The organism is Mycobacterium hackensackense (genome assembly GCF_025822555.1).
Taxonomy (GTDB): domain Bacteria; phylum Actinomycetota; class Actinomycetes; order Mycobacteriales; family Mycobacteriaceae; genus Mycobacterium; species Mycobacterium fluoranthenivorans.
In genome coordinates this window covers 115744-130785 of sequence record NZ_JACKUC010000030.1, presented here as the reverse complement: position 1 = coordinate 130785, position 15042 = coordinate 115744, and the positions used below count along the sequence as shown (strand labels likewise).

The window sequence follows — 15042 nt, the reverse complement described above, 5'->3', positions numbered from 1 at the left end:
ATATGCATGTGACAGATGGTTGCTGGTCAGGCAGGCTCGATCACATGGACCACAGCGTCGTCTTGATCACCGGAGCCTCCAGCGGTTTCGGCCAACTCATCGCCGAAGCACTCGCCAGGGCCGGGCACACCGTGTACGCGTCCATGCGCGATATCGTCGGCCGTAACGCGACCCGCGCTCAGGCCTACGCCGAGTTGGCCCGGACCGAGGGCATCGACCTGCGCACCGTCGAGATGGATGTGCAGTCCCAGGAGTCCGTCGACGCCGCGGCCGCGGCGGTGCTGGCGGCCGGCGGGCACATCGACGTCGTGATCCACAATGCCGGTCATATGGTCTATGGTCCCGCCGAGGCCTTCACACCAGAGCAGCTCGCGGCGCTCTACGACGTCAACGTGCTCGGCACGCAGCGCGTGAACCGGGCAGTGCTGCCGCATCTACGCGCGCGCCGCCGTGGCCTGCTGGTGTGGGTGTCCAGCAGCAGCTGCGCCGGGGGCACGCCGCCGTACCTGGCGCCGTACTTCGCCGCCAAGAACGCCATGGATGCGCTCGCCGTCTCCTACGCCAGGGAACTGAGCCTGTGGGGTATCGAGACGACGATCATCGTGCCCGGCGCATTCACTTCGGGTACCAATCATTTCGCGCACGCGGGGAACCCGGCCGATCATGCCGTGGCCGCCGCCTACGAGGACGGACCCTATGCGGGCTTCGAGGCCCGGGTCCAGGAGGCGTTCAACTCCATCGTGCCGCCGGATGCCGACCCGGGCGCCGTCGCGACGGCCGTGGCCGAGGTGGTCGCCGCACCGTCGGGCGCCCGGCCGTTCCGGGTGCACATCGATCCCAGCCAGGACGGTGCCGATGTCGGCTTCGCCGTGCTGGACCGGCTGAAGGCCGAGATGCTGCATCGCGTCGGCCTGGCCGAGCTGCTCACCCCGGCGGCAGCGGGAGTCGACTGATGTCGCACCATCTCGATTCACCGTTGGCGCGTCAGGACATCCGGCTCGATATCACCGACCTGTACGTGTTCGCCGGCCAGACCGGCACCGCCCTGGTGATCAACGTGTGCCATTCGTTCGGCGGTGACGTCCCCGTCCCCGGGTTCCACCCGGAGGGCCGGTATGAGTTCAAGATCGACCTGGACGGCGATGCGGTCGAGGACCTCACCTATCGGGTGACCTTCGACGCCGCGGACGAACAAGGGCACCAACGGTTCTCGGTGCATCGGCTGTCCGGCGCCGCGGCCACCGATCCGCAGGTGACGGGAACCAAGCTGCTGTGCGGGCGCACCGGGGTCACGGTCACCACCGCGGCCGGGGTGCGGGCGTGGGCGGGCCGGGCCGGCGATCCGTTCTGGATCGACGCCGACATTCTGCATGCCGTCGGGCACGCGCTGCAGGACGGCACCACCATCGACGTCGGGACGTGGGCGCCGGAGCGGGCCGCCAACCTGTTCGCCGGCGCGACGGTGCATTCGCTCGTCCTCGAGCTGCCCGATGCCGAGCTCACCCCGCGCCGCGCGGACAACCGGATCGCGGTGTGGGCGGTGGCCACCCTGGCCACCGACGCCGGGGGCTGGCGCTCGATCAACCGGGTGGGGCTGCCGATGATCCACCCGCTGTTCACCCAGTACGACGAGCATCTCGGGGACGCGCTCAACGCGGGCGTCCCGCGCGACGACTACGCCACCTACGGTGAATCGGTGGCGGCCCGCGTCGCCGCGTGCGTCGGAGCGTACGGCACCGCATCCGACCCTGATCGGTACGGTGAAACCGTTGCGCACCTGGTGTTTCCGAATGTGCTGCCATACACGGTGGGGACCGCCGCGGTATTCGGTTTCGCGGGATTCAACGGTCGCTCGCTGATCGACAACGCTCCCGAGGTGATGTTCAGCCTCGCCTTCGACACCCCGGTCACCATCGGGGTGGGCGCCGAATCGGTCACGGTAAAGCCGTCGTCGGTCTTTCCCTACGTCCCAACCCTCTGAGGAGAACACCATCATGAAAATTTCCGGCAACACCATTTTCATCCCCGGCGCCACCAGCGGTATCGGCCTGGCCCTGGCACTCGCATTGCGGGACAAGGGGAACAAGGTCATCGTCGGCGGACGCCGGCAGGAGCTGCTGGACCAGATCGTGGCCGAACACCCGGATGTGGATGCCGTCCGGATCGACACCGCCGATCCGGACCGCATCACCGCCGTCGCCGCGCAGGTGCTGACCGCGCATCCCGACCTGAACGTGTTGATCACCATGGCCGGGGTGATGAGCATCGAGGACTGGCACCACCCCGAGACCTTCCTGGCGTCGGCCGAATCGACCATCACCACCAACGTGCTCGGCCCGATCCGGCTGATCGCCGCGTTCATCGAGCACCTGCAGAACCAGCCGGCGGCCACGGTGATGACCGTCTCCTCGGGGCTGGGGTTCACGCCGCTGCGGGTCACCCCCAGCTACAACGCCTCCAAGGCGGCCATCCACCTGTTGACCGAGACGCTGCGCCTGCAGTTCGCCGGGTCGTCGGTGGAGTTCAAGGAACTCGTGCCGCCCGCGGTCAAGACCGACCTGGTCCCTGGGCAGCGGGACAGCGAATGGGCCATGCCGCTGGAGGATTTCGTCCGTGAGGTCGTCGACATTCTGCAGAATCAGCCCGAGGCCACCGAGATTCAGGTGGAGAACGTCAAATTCCTGCGGTACGCGGAGGTGCGAGGGGAGTACGAGCACGCGATCGCGGTGCTCAATTCAGCCGACCCGCACGCGAGCTGATCAGCCGAAGGCCAGCGCCGCCGCCACCGCGACCGACCACACCAGCATGGTCAGTCCGGTATCGCGCAGCACCGGGATCAGGTCGCGCCCACCGAGACCGCGCCGGACGGGGGTGGCGGCGCGCACTGCCAGCGGTGCGGCCGCGAGCCCTGCGGCGCACCACGGGGTGGCCAACATGAGCACCAGCGTCAGCGCGAAGGCCACCACCACCAGCACCTGATAAAGCACCCGGGTGCGGGTATCGCCGAGCCGCACGGCCAGGGTGATCTTGCCGGATTCGACGTCGGTGGGGATATCGCGCAGGTTGTTGGCCACCAGCACCGCCGAGGACAGGCAGCCCATCGCCACCGCGGCGGCCAGGCCCACCCAGTCCACGCGCAACGCCTGGGTGTATTGCGTGCCCAGCACCGCGACCAGGCCGAAGAAGACGAACACCGCGATCTCACCGAGTCCGCGGTAGCCATAGGGCGTCGAGCCGCCCGTGTACAGCCAGGCCCCGGCGATGCATGCGGCGCCGACGGCGATCAGCCAGGGCTGGCTGAGGATCGCCAGAGCCAGACCGGCGGTGGCGCCGATCAGCAGGCTGACGACCGCCGCGGTCAGCACCGCGCGCGGCGAGGCCACCTTCGAGCCGACCAGTCGCAGCGGACCGGACCGCACGTCGTCGGTGCCGCGGATGCCGTCGGAATAGTCATTGGCGTAGTTCACCCCGACGATCAGGGCCAGCGAGACCAGCAGTGCCAGCAGCGCCTTCCACCACACGGCCCCGCCCAGCCAGGCGGCCGCGCCGGTGCCGGCGAGGACGGGTGCCACGGCGTTGGGCAGGGTGCGAGGGCGCGCACCTTCCACCCACTGCGCAAAGGTAGCCATGCGGGTCATCGTCGCATGCTGCGACATCGGGCTTGTGTCGCATGCTGCGACATTTGGGCCTGTGTCACATGTTGCGACATCAGGCCTGGGTCGCAATCGCATGCGTCGTCGGGCAGGCGTGACGAGCGGCACCTTGTCACGCCGTGGGCCCGGCGTGACACTTGTCTCATGACGGACCGCCTGAGCAAGACTGAAATCGCCAAAGATGCCTTGCAGGAAGGTGTCGAGTCGGTGGCGTCGACGGTGGGTGAGGTGGCCACCATCATCACCACCGCGGTCAAGGATGTGGCGAACGCGATCGGCGGCCTGGCCACCGACGCCTTCGCCATCCGGGACGCCGCCAAGCAGGCCGCCGAAAAGGCCGACCTGAACGCAGAGGTGTCGGAGCCCGCCCAGGACTGATCCACCACAATGGGCGGATGCTCGGAGTAATCGGCGGCAGCGGCTTCTATTCGTTCTTCGGAACGGATGCGCGCAGCATCAACCTCGACACCCCCTACGGCGCGCCCAGCGCCGCGATCACCGTCGGTGCCGTCGGCGAGCATGAGGTCGCCTTCCTGCCGCGGCACGGCGTGGCCCACGAATTCTCCCCGCACACCGTGCCGTACCGCGCGAACATGTGGGCGCTGCGAGCACTGGGGGTGCGGCGCATCTTCGCGCCGTGCGCCGTCGGCAGCCTGGCGCCAGGGCTCGGACCGGGTGCCATGGTGGTGCCCGATCAGCTGGTGGACCGCACCAGCGGGCGCGCGGACACCTACTTCGACTCCGGCGGTATTCACGTCGGATTCGCCGACCCGTACTGCCCGACGCTGCGGTCCGCGGCGGCGGACCTGCCGGGCGTCGTCGACGGCGGCACCATGGTGGTGATCCAGGGCCCGCGGTTCTCCACCCGCGCCGAGAGCCGGTGGTTCGCCGATCAGGGGTTCACCCTGGTCAACATGACCGGCTACCCCGAGGCGGTGCTCGCTCGGGAACTGGAGATGTGTTACGCGGCAATCGCTTTGGTGACCGATCTGGATGCCGGAGTGGAAGCGGGTGCGGGAGTGCGGGCGGTGGACGTCTTCGCCGAGTTCGAACGCAACATGGTCGGCTTCAAGAAGCTGGTCCGCGAGGCGATCGCGGGAGTGCCCCCCGAACGCACCTGTACGCACTGCCTGGCCCACGACGGTGTGACGCTGCCGTTCGCGCTGCCGTAGGACCCCCATTCCGGACAAACTTGACGGGTGTCGATAATGGGCGGATGACATCGGCCCTGTGCACGCAATACGGTATCGACTTCCCGCTGTTCGCCTTCAGTCACTGCCGCGACGTGGTGGCAGCGGTCACCAATGCCGGCGGCTTCGGCGTGCTCGGCGGTGCGGCGTTCACCCCTGACCAGCTCGAGCAGGAGCTGACCTGGATCGACCAGCATGTGAATGGCAAGCCCTACGGCGTCGACATCATCGTCCCGGCCAAGTTCGAGGGCAAGGGCGAGGCACTCAGCAAGGCCGATCTGGCCGCGCGGATCCCGCAGGGGCACCGCGAGTTCATCGACAACCTGCTGCGTGAGCACGGTATCGAACCCGACCCCAAACCCCGCACCGGCGCTCCCGTGCTGGCCGGAGGCACCGGCTCCGATCTGCTGGAGGTTGCGCTGAGTCACCCGATCAAGCTGATGGCCAACGCGCTCGGGGTGCCGCCGGACTACATGATCGAGGCGGGTCGCGAGCACGGGATTCCGGTCGCCGCCCTGGTCGGGGCCAAGGAGCATGCCGTCAAGCAGGTCGCCGCCGGTGTGGACCTGATCGTCGCGCAGGGCACCGAAGCCGGCGGGCACTGCGGTGAGGTGTCCACCCTGGTGGTGGTCCCCGAGGTCATCGAAGCCATCGAGGCCGCCGGCAGTTCGGTACCGGTGCTCGCCGCCGGCGGCATCGTCACCGGACGGCAGATGGCCGCATCGGTGGCGCTCGGCGCGGCCGGGGCGTGGACGGGATCGGTGTGGCTGACCACCGAAGAGGCCGAGACCGAACCGCACACCGTGGCCAAGATGCTGGCCGCGACCTCGCGGGACACGGTGCGCTCGGCCGGCCGCACCGGCAAGCCGTCGCGCCAGCTGGTGTCGGACTGGACCGACGCCTGGGCGCCCAAGGGTGGCCAGCAACCGCTGCCGTTGCCGCTGCAGAACATGCTCAGTGAGCCGGTGCTGCGCCGCATCGATGCGCTGGCGGCGCAGGGGCACGAGGGCGCGCAGGCCTTGGCGACGTACTTCGTCGGCCAAGGTGTCGGGTTGATGAACAAGGTCAAGCCGGCGCGCGATGTGGTGCTGGAATTCATCGAGGACTATGTCGCCGCCACGGAGCGGCTGAGTGGCTCACTGCCGGACTAGGCCCGCCGGCGCCGGCATTGAGCTCCCGAGCTGGGCAGATATGTGTCCGCTGTGCGTGAATGTCTTTGTCTCACAGCGGGCGTAAAGATTACGGCGCCATGATGAGCATGTGACGACGCTGCTCGCCGATGCCGCCGCGGCGGATCCGTATCACCACGGTCTTTCCCTGTTGCGGGGCTGGCTGCCGATCGTGATCCAGCTGGTGACCGCCGCGATCCTGCTCGCCGCGGTCGGCTGGCGCACCCGGCGCTGGCGGCTGCTGTGGCTACCCCTGGCCGTGATGATCGGGGTCGCCGCGGCGGCGTGGGCGAATTGGTTCATCGATTCGCAGGGGATGGCCGACGACCCGGCCCCGGATGAGTTGTGGGTGTGGATCGGGCTGAGCGGGCTGGCCATCGGCGTCGCCGTGTTCGGTTTCGCCTCGGCCGCATGGTGGCGGCGCGGGGTATCCGTCCTCGCGGTGGCCGCCTGCCTGCTCAGCACCGCGCTGGCGGTCAACTTCTGGGTCGGCTACTTCCCGACGGTGCAGACCGCATGGAACCAGCTGACCGCCGGGCCGCTGCCCGACGAAACGGATCTGGCCACCGTGCAGGCGCAGAAGGCGAGCCACACCGTGCCCGCGCATGGCGCGGTGGTGCCGGTGACCATCCCGGCCGATGCCTCGGGATTCACACACCGCGAAGAACTGGTGTATCTGCCGCCGGCGTGGTTCGCCGGTGACGCCACGTTGCCGACGGTGATGATGATCGGTGGCGAGTTCAACACCCCTGCCGACTGGTTGCGCACCGGCGATGCCGCCGCCACCATGGACGGCTTCGCGGCCGCGCATGGCGGCAACGCCCCGGTGTTCGTCTTCATCGACAGCGGCGGATCGTTCAACAACGACACCGAATGCGTCAACGGGCCGCGTGGAGATGTCGCCGACCATCTCACCAAAGATGTTGTGCCGTACATGAACTCCACGTTCGGGGTCAGTCCGGCCGCGGCCAACTGGGGTATCGTCGGCTGGTCGATGGGTGGCACCTGCGCGGTGGACCTGACCGTGATGCATCCCGAGCTGTTCAGCGCGTTCGTCGACATCGCCGGTGACCTCGGCCCCACCGCCGGTACCAAGGAGCAGACCGTCGCGCGCCTGTTCGGTGGCAGCGAGGCCGCCTGGGCGCAGTTCGACCCCAGCACGGTCATGAATGCGCGGCCCAGCTACCAGGGGGTGTCGGGCTGGTTCCAGATCTCCAGTGATGCCCCGACCCAGCACAAGGGCAATCAGGCCGCGGCGAGTGACGCCGTCGGGCTGGGCGGCCGCGACGCGGGTGGCAACCCGGGCGACCAGACGGCGGCCGCCCAGACCCTGTGCCACCTCGGTGCCGCGAAAGGCATGGACTGCGCGGTGATCTCCGCGCCCGGTAAGCACGACTGGCCGTTTGCGAAGGCCGCCTTCACGGCGTCGCTGCCGTGGCTGGCGGGAAAACTGGGTACCCCCGGCGTCCCTCGGGTCGGTTTCCCTGCCGTGGCCGCCGCGGCGCCGATCAGCGTGGCGGAGCCGGCTACCGGTAGGTGATACGGACCGAGATGGGGTCGCTCTCCATGGCGCGCATCGTCAGCGCGGTCGCCGAGCCGCCGAAGGTGCGGGCTCTGGTCCGGACGTCGTCTTCGGGTTCGAAGGTGGCTGTGCCGCTTCGCCACTGATCATTCACGCGGACCCGGACCTCGGGATGCGCGGCGATGTTGTGCGCCCAGCCTGCGCGGCGGCCGTGCTGCGAGATGACCCAGACCCCGTCCTCGTCGGCACGGCCGGCGAGTGGGACGCGCCGCGGCAGGCCCGATTTGGCCCCGGTGGTTTCCAGCTCGACGATCAGGCGTGAGCGCACGCCCACCTTCTCCAAGGCCGCGACCACCGGGTTCATCACCAGGCGGCCGAGTTGACGTTCGAACCTGAACTTGCGCAACCCGTCACTCATGGTTAACGACGTTAATAGAACGATCACCCAAAAACAAGTGAGCTCAGTCGGGCGGTTCTTGAGTCGGTGTGTCGGTATCGACGTCCGGGGTGTCCTTCTTCAGGTCGCCGTCCTCGGTCGTCTTCGGTGTCGGCTGCGCTGCCGGCTCGTCCTGATAGATACCTTTTCCGCGGGGCATGGTCACTCCTTGGGGCAGTGCGGCGAGGTGATCACGACGGTGCGCCGGTATCGGTTCGCTCGGTGGGTGTGGGTGTCATGGTGTCGCCGGGCGCGACGGTGAGGCGGCCCAGGTGTGGCATGGGAGCGTTCCCTGTCTCAGATCGGGGACATGCTGATGTGGGGGAGCCGCCCGGAAGCCTGAAAGACCACCCGGCGGGCGATGCCGACCGCGTGATCGGCGAACCGTTCGTAGAACCGGCCGAGCAGCATGACGTTCGCCGCCGCCCTCGGCCCATGCTCCCAACGGTCGCCGAGCACCATGCCGAACAGCCGGCGGTGCAGCTGGTTCATCACTTCGTCGCCGTCGGTGATCCGTTGTGCCGCAGCGGGATCGTTGACCAGCACCGCGGATTGCGCGCTGTGGGCCAGCGCCACGGCGTGGCGGCCCATCTCGGCGAAGACCGTCAGTGCGGTGGGCGGTGTGGGCACCGCCTCGCGGCTGCGGTTCACCTTGGCGATGTTCACGGAGAGCCCGCCCATCCGGTGGGCGTCGGCGGAGATCGGAAACGCCGACATGACCACCCGAAGGTCATGTGCCACCGGAGCGTGCAGGGCCAGGATCGCGAAGGCCTGCTCATCCGCCCGGTGATGCAGCTGGCTGAGGCGAGCGGCTTCGGCGCGACAGCGCTGGGCTGCCTCCCGGTCCGCTCGGACCAACGCGTTCGTCGCGCACTCCATGGTGTGAGCTGCGACCGCGCACATCTCGCCCAGCGCCGCTGTCAAGCGGTCGATCTCGGCGTGATGGTCGGTGCGCATATCCGCGGATACCCGCTGCCGGGGCGATGCCAAACTCATCGCCCGGTTCGCCGGCCGAGGGGTGGACGTGATTGGTGCGGCGCGGCCTGGGGTACTCGCAGCCGGTAGTCACCCGCGTAAAGGAGCGAATTGATGACTGAATTCACCATTCCCGGTCTGTCCGACAAGGACGGCCGCAAGATCGCCGACCTGCTGCAGAAGCAGCTCAGCACCTACAACGACCTGCACCTCACCCTCAAGCATGTGCACTGGAATGTGGTGGGCCCGAACTTCATTGGCGTGCACGAGATGATCGACCCGCAGGTCGAGCTGGTGCGCGGCTTCGCCGATGACGTTGCCGAGCGCATCGCCGCGCTCGGATCCTCGCCGCAGGGCACGCCCGGCGCCATCCTCAAGGATCGCGTGTGGGACGACTACTCGGTGGGCCGCGACACCGTGCAGGCGCACCTGGCGGCACTGGATCTGGTGTACGACGGCGTGATCAGCGACATTCGCAAGGCCATCGAGACGCTGGACGACCTCGACCTGGTGTCCCAGGACCTGCTGATCGGTCAGGCCGGCGCGCTGGAGAAGTTCCAGTGGTTCGTCCGTGCGCATCTGGAGAGCGCGGGCGGAAAGCTCGCCAACAAGGGCAAGACGACGGAGAAGGGCGCAGCCAAAGCCGCGAGGTGATGACGCCGGATACCGTGCGGTGAAAATCGGTTGTCACCGCCCGCGCGGCTCGGCCAGAGTGACCGCCATGGACTTGTTCGCCGGTACCGAACTGGCCGCCCGTATCGAGGCCGCCGAGACGGCGTTGATGAGCGCCGGCGCCACCCGGACCCGGCCGCTGGCCGGCGGTGCCGCATGTTTCGCCGGGCCGGAGTCGCCGTTGACGAAGGTCGTCGGTCTCGGCTTCGCCGGTGTGCCCGGCGACGCCGAGCTCGACGAGATCGAGCAGGAGTACGCCCGTCTGGGTGCACCGGTTCAGGTCGAGTTGTCGAACCTGGCTGACCCGCGGATCGGCGCGCTGCTGACCGGTCGCGGCTACCGGTTGGTGTCCTTTGAGAACGTGCTCGGCGCCCGGCCGGCGGTGCACCCCGCGGCTGCGGGCGTCGACATCCAGATCGCCGGTGCCGATGAGCTTTCCGCCTGGGTCGATGTGGTGGTCGACGGATTCGCCCAGCCCGATACCGACGGTGTGCCGAGTCACGAGGACTTCGCCCGGGACGTGATCGCCTGTGCCATCAGGGATATGGTCGCGGCCGGGGCGGTGACCTATCTGGCCAGGTGCGGCGGCTCGATCGCGGGCGGAGCCAGCATGCGTCTCACCGGCGGCGTCGCACAGCTCACCGGGGCGGCCACCGCACCCGCCTTCCGCCGCCGAGGTGTGCAGAGTGCGCTGCTGGCGGCCCGCCTGTCCGACGCGTACGCGGCCGGTGCCGATATCGCCGTCGTCACCACCTCGCCCGGTTCGAAGAGTCAGCAGAACGTGCAGCGCAAGGGCTTTGCGCTGCTCTACACCCGGACGATCCTGGTGCGCTAATAGAGAAGCGTGCGCAGGTGCTCTTCGCTGTAGTACTTCTGCAGCTGTTCCAGGCTCTCGTCGGGTTTGAACGATCTGGCCAGCTGGGCCGTGCTCGGCATCGCCTCCGGATTCCAGGTCTCGGGCTTCCAGGTGTCTGAACGGAGAAAAGCCTTGGCGCAGTGGAAGAACACTTCCTCCACGGTGATCTCCATAGCCAGGATCGGCCGCTTGCCGGCGATCGCCATGGCATCGAAATAGGGTGCATCGGAGAGGATCCGGGCGCGACCGTTGATACGCACGGTGTCCCCACGGCCGGGGATGACGAACAACGTGCCGACCTGCGGACGTGCCAGCACGTTGAGGTAACCGTCGACACGCTTGTTGCCGGGGCGTTCCGGGATGGCGATGGTGTGCGGATCGAGCACGTGCACGAATCCCGGCGGATCACCCTTGGGCGAGACGTCGATCCGGCCGTCGGCGTCGGAGGTGGCCACGAAACACAACGGCGAGTGCGAGATCCAGTCCTGATGGATATCGGACAGCCGATCGGTCACCTTGTTGGCGACGGCGGCGGTGGGTTGTCCGACGATGGCCCGGAGCGCTTCGACAGTCGTGACTTCGGTTCGCATGCGTCCATCATCCGTCGCCACCGAACCGTTGGGAAAGCGCTTTTCGGTCCAGCTTCCCGATACCGCGGCGGGGCAGGGCGTCGACGATGTGGATCTCCCGCGGTGCGGCGGTGCCGTCCAGCGTCTTCTCGACATGGGCGCGCACCTCCGCCACGGCAGGCGCCGCGGCGCCGGGCGCCGGCACGATGGCGGCGACCACCCGCTGTCCCAGCCGTTCGTCGGGAACCGCGAAGACGGCGCACTCGGCCACCCCGGGATGGCTCGCCAGCGCGTTCTCCACCAACTGCGGCAGCACCGTCAGCCCGCCGGTACTGATCGCGTCATCGACCCGGCCGAGGATCGACAGCACACCCGCCTCGTCGACTGCGCCGAGGTCGTCGGTGCGGAACCAGCCCGGCTCGGCGAACGGGTCGGGTGTCGCCGGGTTGCGGTAGCCGTCGGCCACCATGGCCCCGCCGAGGACCACGCGCCCGTCGTCGATGCGCACCGTGACGCCGGGCAGCGCACGCCCGTCGTACACGCAGCCGCCTGCGGTCTCGCTCATCCCATAGGTGCGCACCACCGGTACCCCGGCCTCGGCGGCTCGTTCGCCGACCCCGACGGGCATCGGACCGCCGCCGATCAACACGGCGTCCAGGTCGGCCAGCGCCGCCGCGGCGCGCGGATCGTCGAGTGCCTTGGTCAGCTGGGCGGCCACGAGTGAGACATAGCGTCGCCCCGGTCCCATGGCCGCCACCGCGGAGACGAGTTCGGTGGCGGCGAAACTCGCCGGCAGCGCGACGGGTGTGGTGCCGGCCAGTGCGCTGCGCACCAACACCTGCAGTCCGGCGATGTGGTGTGCGGGCAACGCCAGCAGCCAGCGGCCCGGACCGCCGAGCCGCTGGTGGGTGGCCACCGCACTGGCGGTCAGCGCGGCCGCCGAGAGCATGGCGCCCTTCGGCGTCCCGGTGGTGCCCGAGGTCGGCACCACCACCGCGATGTGATCGTCGATGGGCTCATCGGCCCGGAGCGCGCCGATGAGCAGCTCGGTCTGGCGGGGATCGTCGGTGGGCACCGGAAGCAACGCCGGGTGTCCGTCACCGGGATGGCCACCGAGCAGGTCCTTGATGGCCGGCAGCACCGACAGTGCCGACGCGCCGGGGCCGACGGGCAGCGGGCGCAGGACGGCTATGGGGTCTCCTCGTTATCGCGCGGATCATCGAGGGGCCAGCCCTTGGCGGCCAGCCGGGCCCGGACCCGCTCCACGTCTTCGTCGCGAGGTAGCTCGTCGGTGACCTGAGTGATCAGCACACCGATGTCGATATGGTCGAATTCGCCCCGATCCATCAGGTCCTGGGCGACGGCCTTCACCTCGTCATTGCTGAGCCGACGGGTGAGCAGTGCCATCAGAGGCACGCGGTCGGGCCCCGGAATTCCGTCCGGGTAGCCGGCATTGAGCCACGCCACGATCTTTGCGAGAAAAGCGTTCACCGCTCGTCCTCCTCCCTACAATTCGCCTCGATGGTAGTGCCCGTGCTCACGGGTCGCTGCGGACAAACGAGCAGCCATGTCCGCCCCCAGGCGAACGCCCCGGGGCACAAAGATGAACACTGGGTGAACTCCTGTCGGGCAGTTGAGAATCGCCTGGTCAGACCATATTCATAGCCGCCCTACCCGCTGGTCAAACCGGATGTGATTACCCCAGAATTAGCGCCATGAGCGCAGAGATGATCATCCTGGTGCTGCTGATAGGCACAGCACTGGCATTCGACTTCACCAACGGATTTCACGACACCGGAAATGCGATGGCGACGTCGATCGCCACGGGTGCTCTGAAGCCCAAGACCGCGGTGATCCTGGCCGGTTTCCTGAACCTGGTCGGCGCCTTCCTCTCCGTCGAGGTGGCCGTCACGGTCACCACGTCGGTACTCAAGGTGCAGGACGGGAAAACCGGGCACCTGCTGTCGGGTATCGACGCCTCGATGGGCTTGACCATCATCTTCGCCGGCCTTATCGGCGGCATCCTGTGGAACCTGCTCACCTGGCTCTTCGGTATCCCGTCCAGCTCGTCGCACGCGCTCTTCGGCGGACTGATCGGTGCCGGCCTGGCCGCGCTCGGCCTGGCCGGAGTCAACTGGCCCGGTGTGTTCCAGAAGGTGATCATCCCCGCGCTCGCCGCCCCGTTCATCGCCGGCCTGGTCGCCGCGGTCGGCACCTGGCTGGTCTACCGGATCACCCGCAACGTCCAGAAGAAGCGCCGCGAGGACGGCTTCCGCTGGGGCCAGATCGCCACTGCCTCGCTGGTGGCGCTGTCACACGGCACCAACGACGCGCAGAAGACGATGGGTGTCATCGCGCTGGCGCTCATCACCACCGGCCACCTGACCGGCGACGTGAAGAAGGACGGCCTGCCGTTCTGGATCATCGCCTCCTGCGCCCTGGCCATCGGACTGGGCACCTACATCGGCGGCTGGCGGGTCATCCGCACGCTGGGCAAGGGCCTCGTCGAGATCGAGTCCCCGCAGGGCCTGGCCGCCGAGGCATCGTCGGCCGCCATCATCCTGAGTTCCTCGGCCGCCGGTATGGCGCTGTCCACCACCCACGTCGCCACCGGCTCGATCCTCGGTAGCGGTGTCGGCAAGCCGGGCGCCGAGGTGCGCTGGGCCGTGGCGGGCCGGATGGCCATGGCCTGGCTGATCACGCTGCCCGCCGCCGCTCTGGTGGGCGCCCTGTCCTACTGGCTGTCCTACGGCCTGAAGTCCGCCACCGGTTCGCAGCTGGTCGGCGACGGTGTCATCTTCGTCATCCTGGTCGCGCTGTCGGGCTACATGTACTGGCGCGCGCAGCAGCAGAAGGTCGACCACAACAACGTCAACGCCGACTGGGACGAGTCCACCAACTCGGTGGTGCCCGCAGAGGTCCGCGAGACCAGCACGTCCGGCAGCGCCGACAAAGCCGCCGTCTGAGCGCGTGTCTCCGAGACCTCGAAACTGCTGAGATAGGAAATGTGACGCAATGACTTACGTGGAATCCATCCTCAAGGTGCTCGTCGTGGGACTCGTCCTCGGCGCCGGGCTGCCCGCGCTGTTCGCCACCGGGCTGGTGGCCTTCTCCAGCGGCTCCGGTGGCACCAACAACGACGGCACCGTGCAGGCACCCAACCCGGCGATCAAGGCCTTCGGTCTGCTGCTGTTCGCGTTGGTCTCGGCAGTGATCCTGATCGCGATCCTGTGGATCACCAAGGCCACGATCATCCACCACTTCGGTTTCAACCCGGTCCCGTTCATCCCGGGCAAGTGAGCTGACGATATGACTGAGAACAGCAATGTCATCGACAACGTGCTCGGCTGGCTGCACGAGGGCTACCCCGAGGGCGTCCCGCCCAAGGACTATTTCCCGCTGCTGGCCCTGCTGAAGCGTTCGCTCACCGAGGACGAGGTCGTCAAGGCTGCGCAGTCGATCCTGCGCACCAGCGACGGCGACGACCCGGTGACCGATGCGGACATCCACGCCGCCATCGCGCAGGTCATCGAGAAGGAGCCCAACCCCGAGGAGATCCATCAGGTCGCCTCGCGGCTGGCCTCGGTCGGCTGGCCGTTGGCGACGTCGGCACGCTGAACCCGTTCACCAGAACACCCCCGGTCCGATTGGGCCGGGGGTGTTTTGGTTGGTCAGTGGCTCATCGCTGCGGTATCTCGATCTCGGAGAACAGCACCCGCACGCCGCCGGTGGACAGCCGGGCCATCGCGGCGAAGAACTCGCCGGCTTCCGGTGTGGTGACGGCGGCGCTGGCCGCGTCGTAGTCGGCGTAGTAGAGGTCGAGGGACCGGTAGGCGGGCGTCGGGCTGCCGTCTTCCTTGGGCCAGACCTTGGACGCCTCGAACCTCAGATAGCCCGGGATGCGCCGGGCCGCCTCCAATTGCTCGGCGGGATAAGCACTCTCGAATGCGGCGGGATCGGTCGGGTTGTCGTAGATGACGGTGATCTTGGTCTCGGCCAT

Annotated in this window: 20 protein-coding genes; 12 read left to right on the top strand and 8 right to left on the bottom strand. The window is 68.2% G+C overall.

Translation table 11 applies throughout. From position 1 onward, the window contains the following. Positions 1 to 44 precede the first annotated feature (44 nt). From H7J86_RS10050 to H7J86_RS10040, 3 genes are read left to right on the top strand one after another with little or no spacing between them, the layout of a single operon-like run. Positions 45 to 953, top strand: a complete 909-nt coding sequence (locus H7J86_RS10050; RefSeq protein WP_267290777.1) for an SDR family oxidoreductase — start codon at positions 45 to 47, stop codon at positions 951 to 953. Next, positions 953 to 1981, top strand: coding sequence for a DUF4331 family protein (locus tag H7J86_RS10045; RefSeq protein ID WP_267290775.1), 1029 nt, complete (start codon positions 953 to 955; stop codon positions 1979 to 1981). The genes H7J86_RS10050 and H7J86_RS10045 overlap by 1 nt, the downstream gene beginning before the upstream one ends. A 13-nt stretch (positions 1982 to 1994) precedes the next feature. Then, positions 1995 to 2759 carry an SDR family oxidoreductase gene (locus H7J86_RS10040; RefSeq protein WP_187098229.1) on the top strand — a complete coding sequence of 255 codons (765 nt, stop codon included), beginning with the start codon at positions 1995 to 1997 and terminating at the stop codon, positions 2757 to 2759. Here the strand turns inward: H7J86_RS10040 and H7J86_RS10035 are convergent, their stop codons facing one another. Further along, on the bottom strand, positions 2760 to 3629 hold the full coding sequence (locus H7J86_RS10035) for a 1,4-dihydroxy-2-naphthoate polyprenyltransferase (RefSeq protein ID WP_267292852.1): 870 nt from the start codon (positions 3627 to 3629) through the stop codon (positions 2760 to 2762). Positions 3630 to 3797: 168 nt separating this feature from the next. Here H7J86_RS10035 and H7J86_RS10030 point away from each other — a divergent pair, with 168 nt between their 5' ends. The 4 genes from H7J86_RS10030 to H7J86_RS10015 all read left to right on the top strand — a co-directional run bounded on the left by H7J86_RS10030 (position 3798) and on the right by H7J86_RS10015 (position 7552). Next, a complete protein-coding gene (locus H7J86_RS10030; protein WP_090360256.1) occupies positions 3798 to 4031 on the top strand; it encodes a hypothetical protein in 234 nt (77 codons plus the stop codon). Continuing rightward, entirely contained in the window at positions 4031 to 4825 is a 795-nt protein-coding gene (locus H7J86_RS10025; RefSeq protein WP_170847362.1) for an S-methyl-5'-thioadenosine phosphorylase, read from the top strand. The genes H7J86_RS10030 and H7J86_RS10025 overlap by 1 nt, the downstream gene beginning before the upstream one ends. A 44-nt stretch (positions 4826 to 4869) precedes the next feature. Beyond that, positions 4870 to 5994 carry a nitronate monooxygenase gene (locus tag H7J86_RS10020; RefSeq protein ID WP_090360251.1) on the top strand — a complete coding sequence of 375 codons (1125 nt, stop codon included), beginning with the start codon at positions 4870 to 4872 and terminating at the stop codon, positions 5992 to 5994. A 109-nt stretch (positions 5995 to 6103) separates the two neighbouring features. Further along, positions 6104 to 7552, top strand: a complete 1449-nt coding sequence (locus H7J86_RS10015) for an alpha/beta hydrolase (RefSeq protein WP_267290773.1) — start codon at positions 6104 to 6106, stop codon at positions 7550 to 7552. On the opposite strand, the gene H7J86_RS10010 is transcribed toward H7J86_RS10015, so the two are convergent. The 3 genes from H7J86_RS10010 to phoU form a co-directional block, all read right to left on the bottom strand. Further along, complete coding sequence (locus H7J86_RS10010) at positions 7539 to 7952, bottom strand: nitroreductase/quinone reductase family protein (RefSeq protein WP_090360247.1); 414 nt, start codon at positions 7950 to 7952, stop codon at positions 7539 to 7541. The two genes, H7J86_RS10015 and H7J86_RS10010, sit on opposite strands and share 14 nt — an antisense overlap. A gap of 43 nt (positions 7953 to 7995) precedes the next feature. Beyond that, entirely contained in the window at positions 7996 to 8130 is a 135-nt protein-coding gene (locus H7J86_RS10005; protein ID WP_267290771.1) for a hypothetical protein, read from the bottom strand. Between the two features lie 137 nt (positions 8131 to 8267). Then, complete coding sequence (gene phoU / locus H7J86_RS10000) at positions 8268 to 8966, bottom strand: phosphate signaling complex protein PhoU (protein WP_267290769.1); 699 nt, start codon at positions 8964 to 8966, stop codon at positions 8268 to 8270. Between the two features lie 93 nt (positions 8967 to 9059). On the opposite strand from phoU, the gene H7J86_RS09995 reads away from it, so the two are divergent. Beyond that, the gene (locus H7J86_RS09995; protein WP_090360241.1) at positions 9060 to 9599 is read left to right on the top strand and encodes a Dps family protein; all 540 of its coding nucleotides are present in this window, start codon (positions 9060 to 9062) and stop codon (positions 9597 to 9599) included. 67 nt (positions 9600 to 9666) lie between these two features. Next, positions 9667 to 10452: a GNAT family N-acetyltransferase gene (locus H7J86_RS09990; RefSeq protein ID WP_267290767.1), complete on the top strand. Its 786-nt coding sequence runs from the start codon at positions 9667 to 9669 to the stop codon at positions 10450 to 10452. Here the strand turns inward: H7J86_RS09990 and H7J86_RS09985 are convergent. The 3 genes from H7J86_RS09985 to H7J86_RS09975 are packed head-to-tail and all read right to left on the bottom strand — an operon-like array spanning position 10449 to position 12533. Beyond that, a complete protein-coding gene (locus tag H7J86_RS09985; RefSeq protein WP_267290765.1) occupies positions 10449 to 11063 on the bottom strand; it encodes a pyridoxamine 5'-phosphate oxidase family protein in 615 nt (204 codons plus the stop codon). The genes H7J86_RS09990 and H7J86_RS09985 overlap by 4 nt on opposite strands. A gap of 7 nt (positions 11064 to 11070) precedes the next feature. Next, positions 11071 to 12234 (bottom strand): o-succinylbenzoate--CoA ligase, encoded by a 1164-nt coding sequence (gene menE / locus H7J86_RS09980; protein WP_372517297.1) that lies wholly within the window; start codon positions 12232 to 12234, stop codon positions 11071 to 11073. Beyond that, positions 12231 to 12533: a DUF3349 domain-containing protein gene (locus H7J86_RS09975; protein ID WP_090360234.1), complete on the bottom strand. Its 303-nt coding sequence runs from the start codon at positions 12531 to 12533 to the stop codon at positions 12231 to 12233. The genes menE and H7J86_RS09975 overlap by 4 nt, the downstream gene beginning before the upstream one ends. A 224-nt stretch (positions 12534 to 12757) precedes the next feature. Between H7J86_RS09975 and H7J86_RS09970 the strand changes: the two genes are divergently transcribed. The 3 genes from H7J86_RS09970 to H7J86_RS09960 are packed head-to-tail and all read left to right on the top strand — an operon-like array spanning position 12758 to position 14660. Continuing rightward, positions 12758 to 14008: an inorganic phosphate transporter gene (locus H7J86_RS09970; protein ID WP_090360232.1), complete on the top strand. Its 1251-nt coding sequence runs from the start codon at positions 12758 to 12760 to the stop codon at positions 14006 to 14008. A gap of 49 nt (positions 14009 to 14057) precedes the next feature. After that, positions 14058 to 14342: a hypothetical protein gene (locus tag H7J86_RS09965; protein WP_090360229.1), complete on the top strand. Its 285-nt coding sequence runs from the start codon at positions 14058 to 14060 to the stop codon at positions 14340 to 14342. Between the two features lie 9 nt (positions 14343 to 14351). Beyond that, a complete protein-coding gene (locus H7J86_RS09960; protein WP_167156633.1) occupies positions 14352 to 14660 on the top strand; it encodes a DUF3349 domain-containing protein in 309 nt (102 codons plus the stop codon). A gap of 61 nt (positions 14661 to 14721) precedes the next feature. Here H7J86_RS09960 and H7J86_RS09955 read toward each other — a convergent pair whose 3' ends face one another. Then, positions 14722 to 15042 (bottom strand): EthD family reductase, encoded by a 321-nt coding sequence (locus H7J86_RS09955; RefSeq protein WP_187098234.1) that lies wholly within the window; start codon positions 15040 to 15042, stop codon positions 14722 to 14724.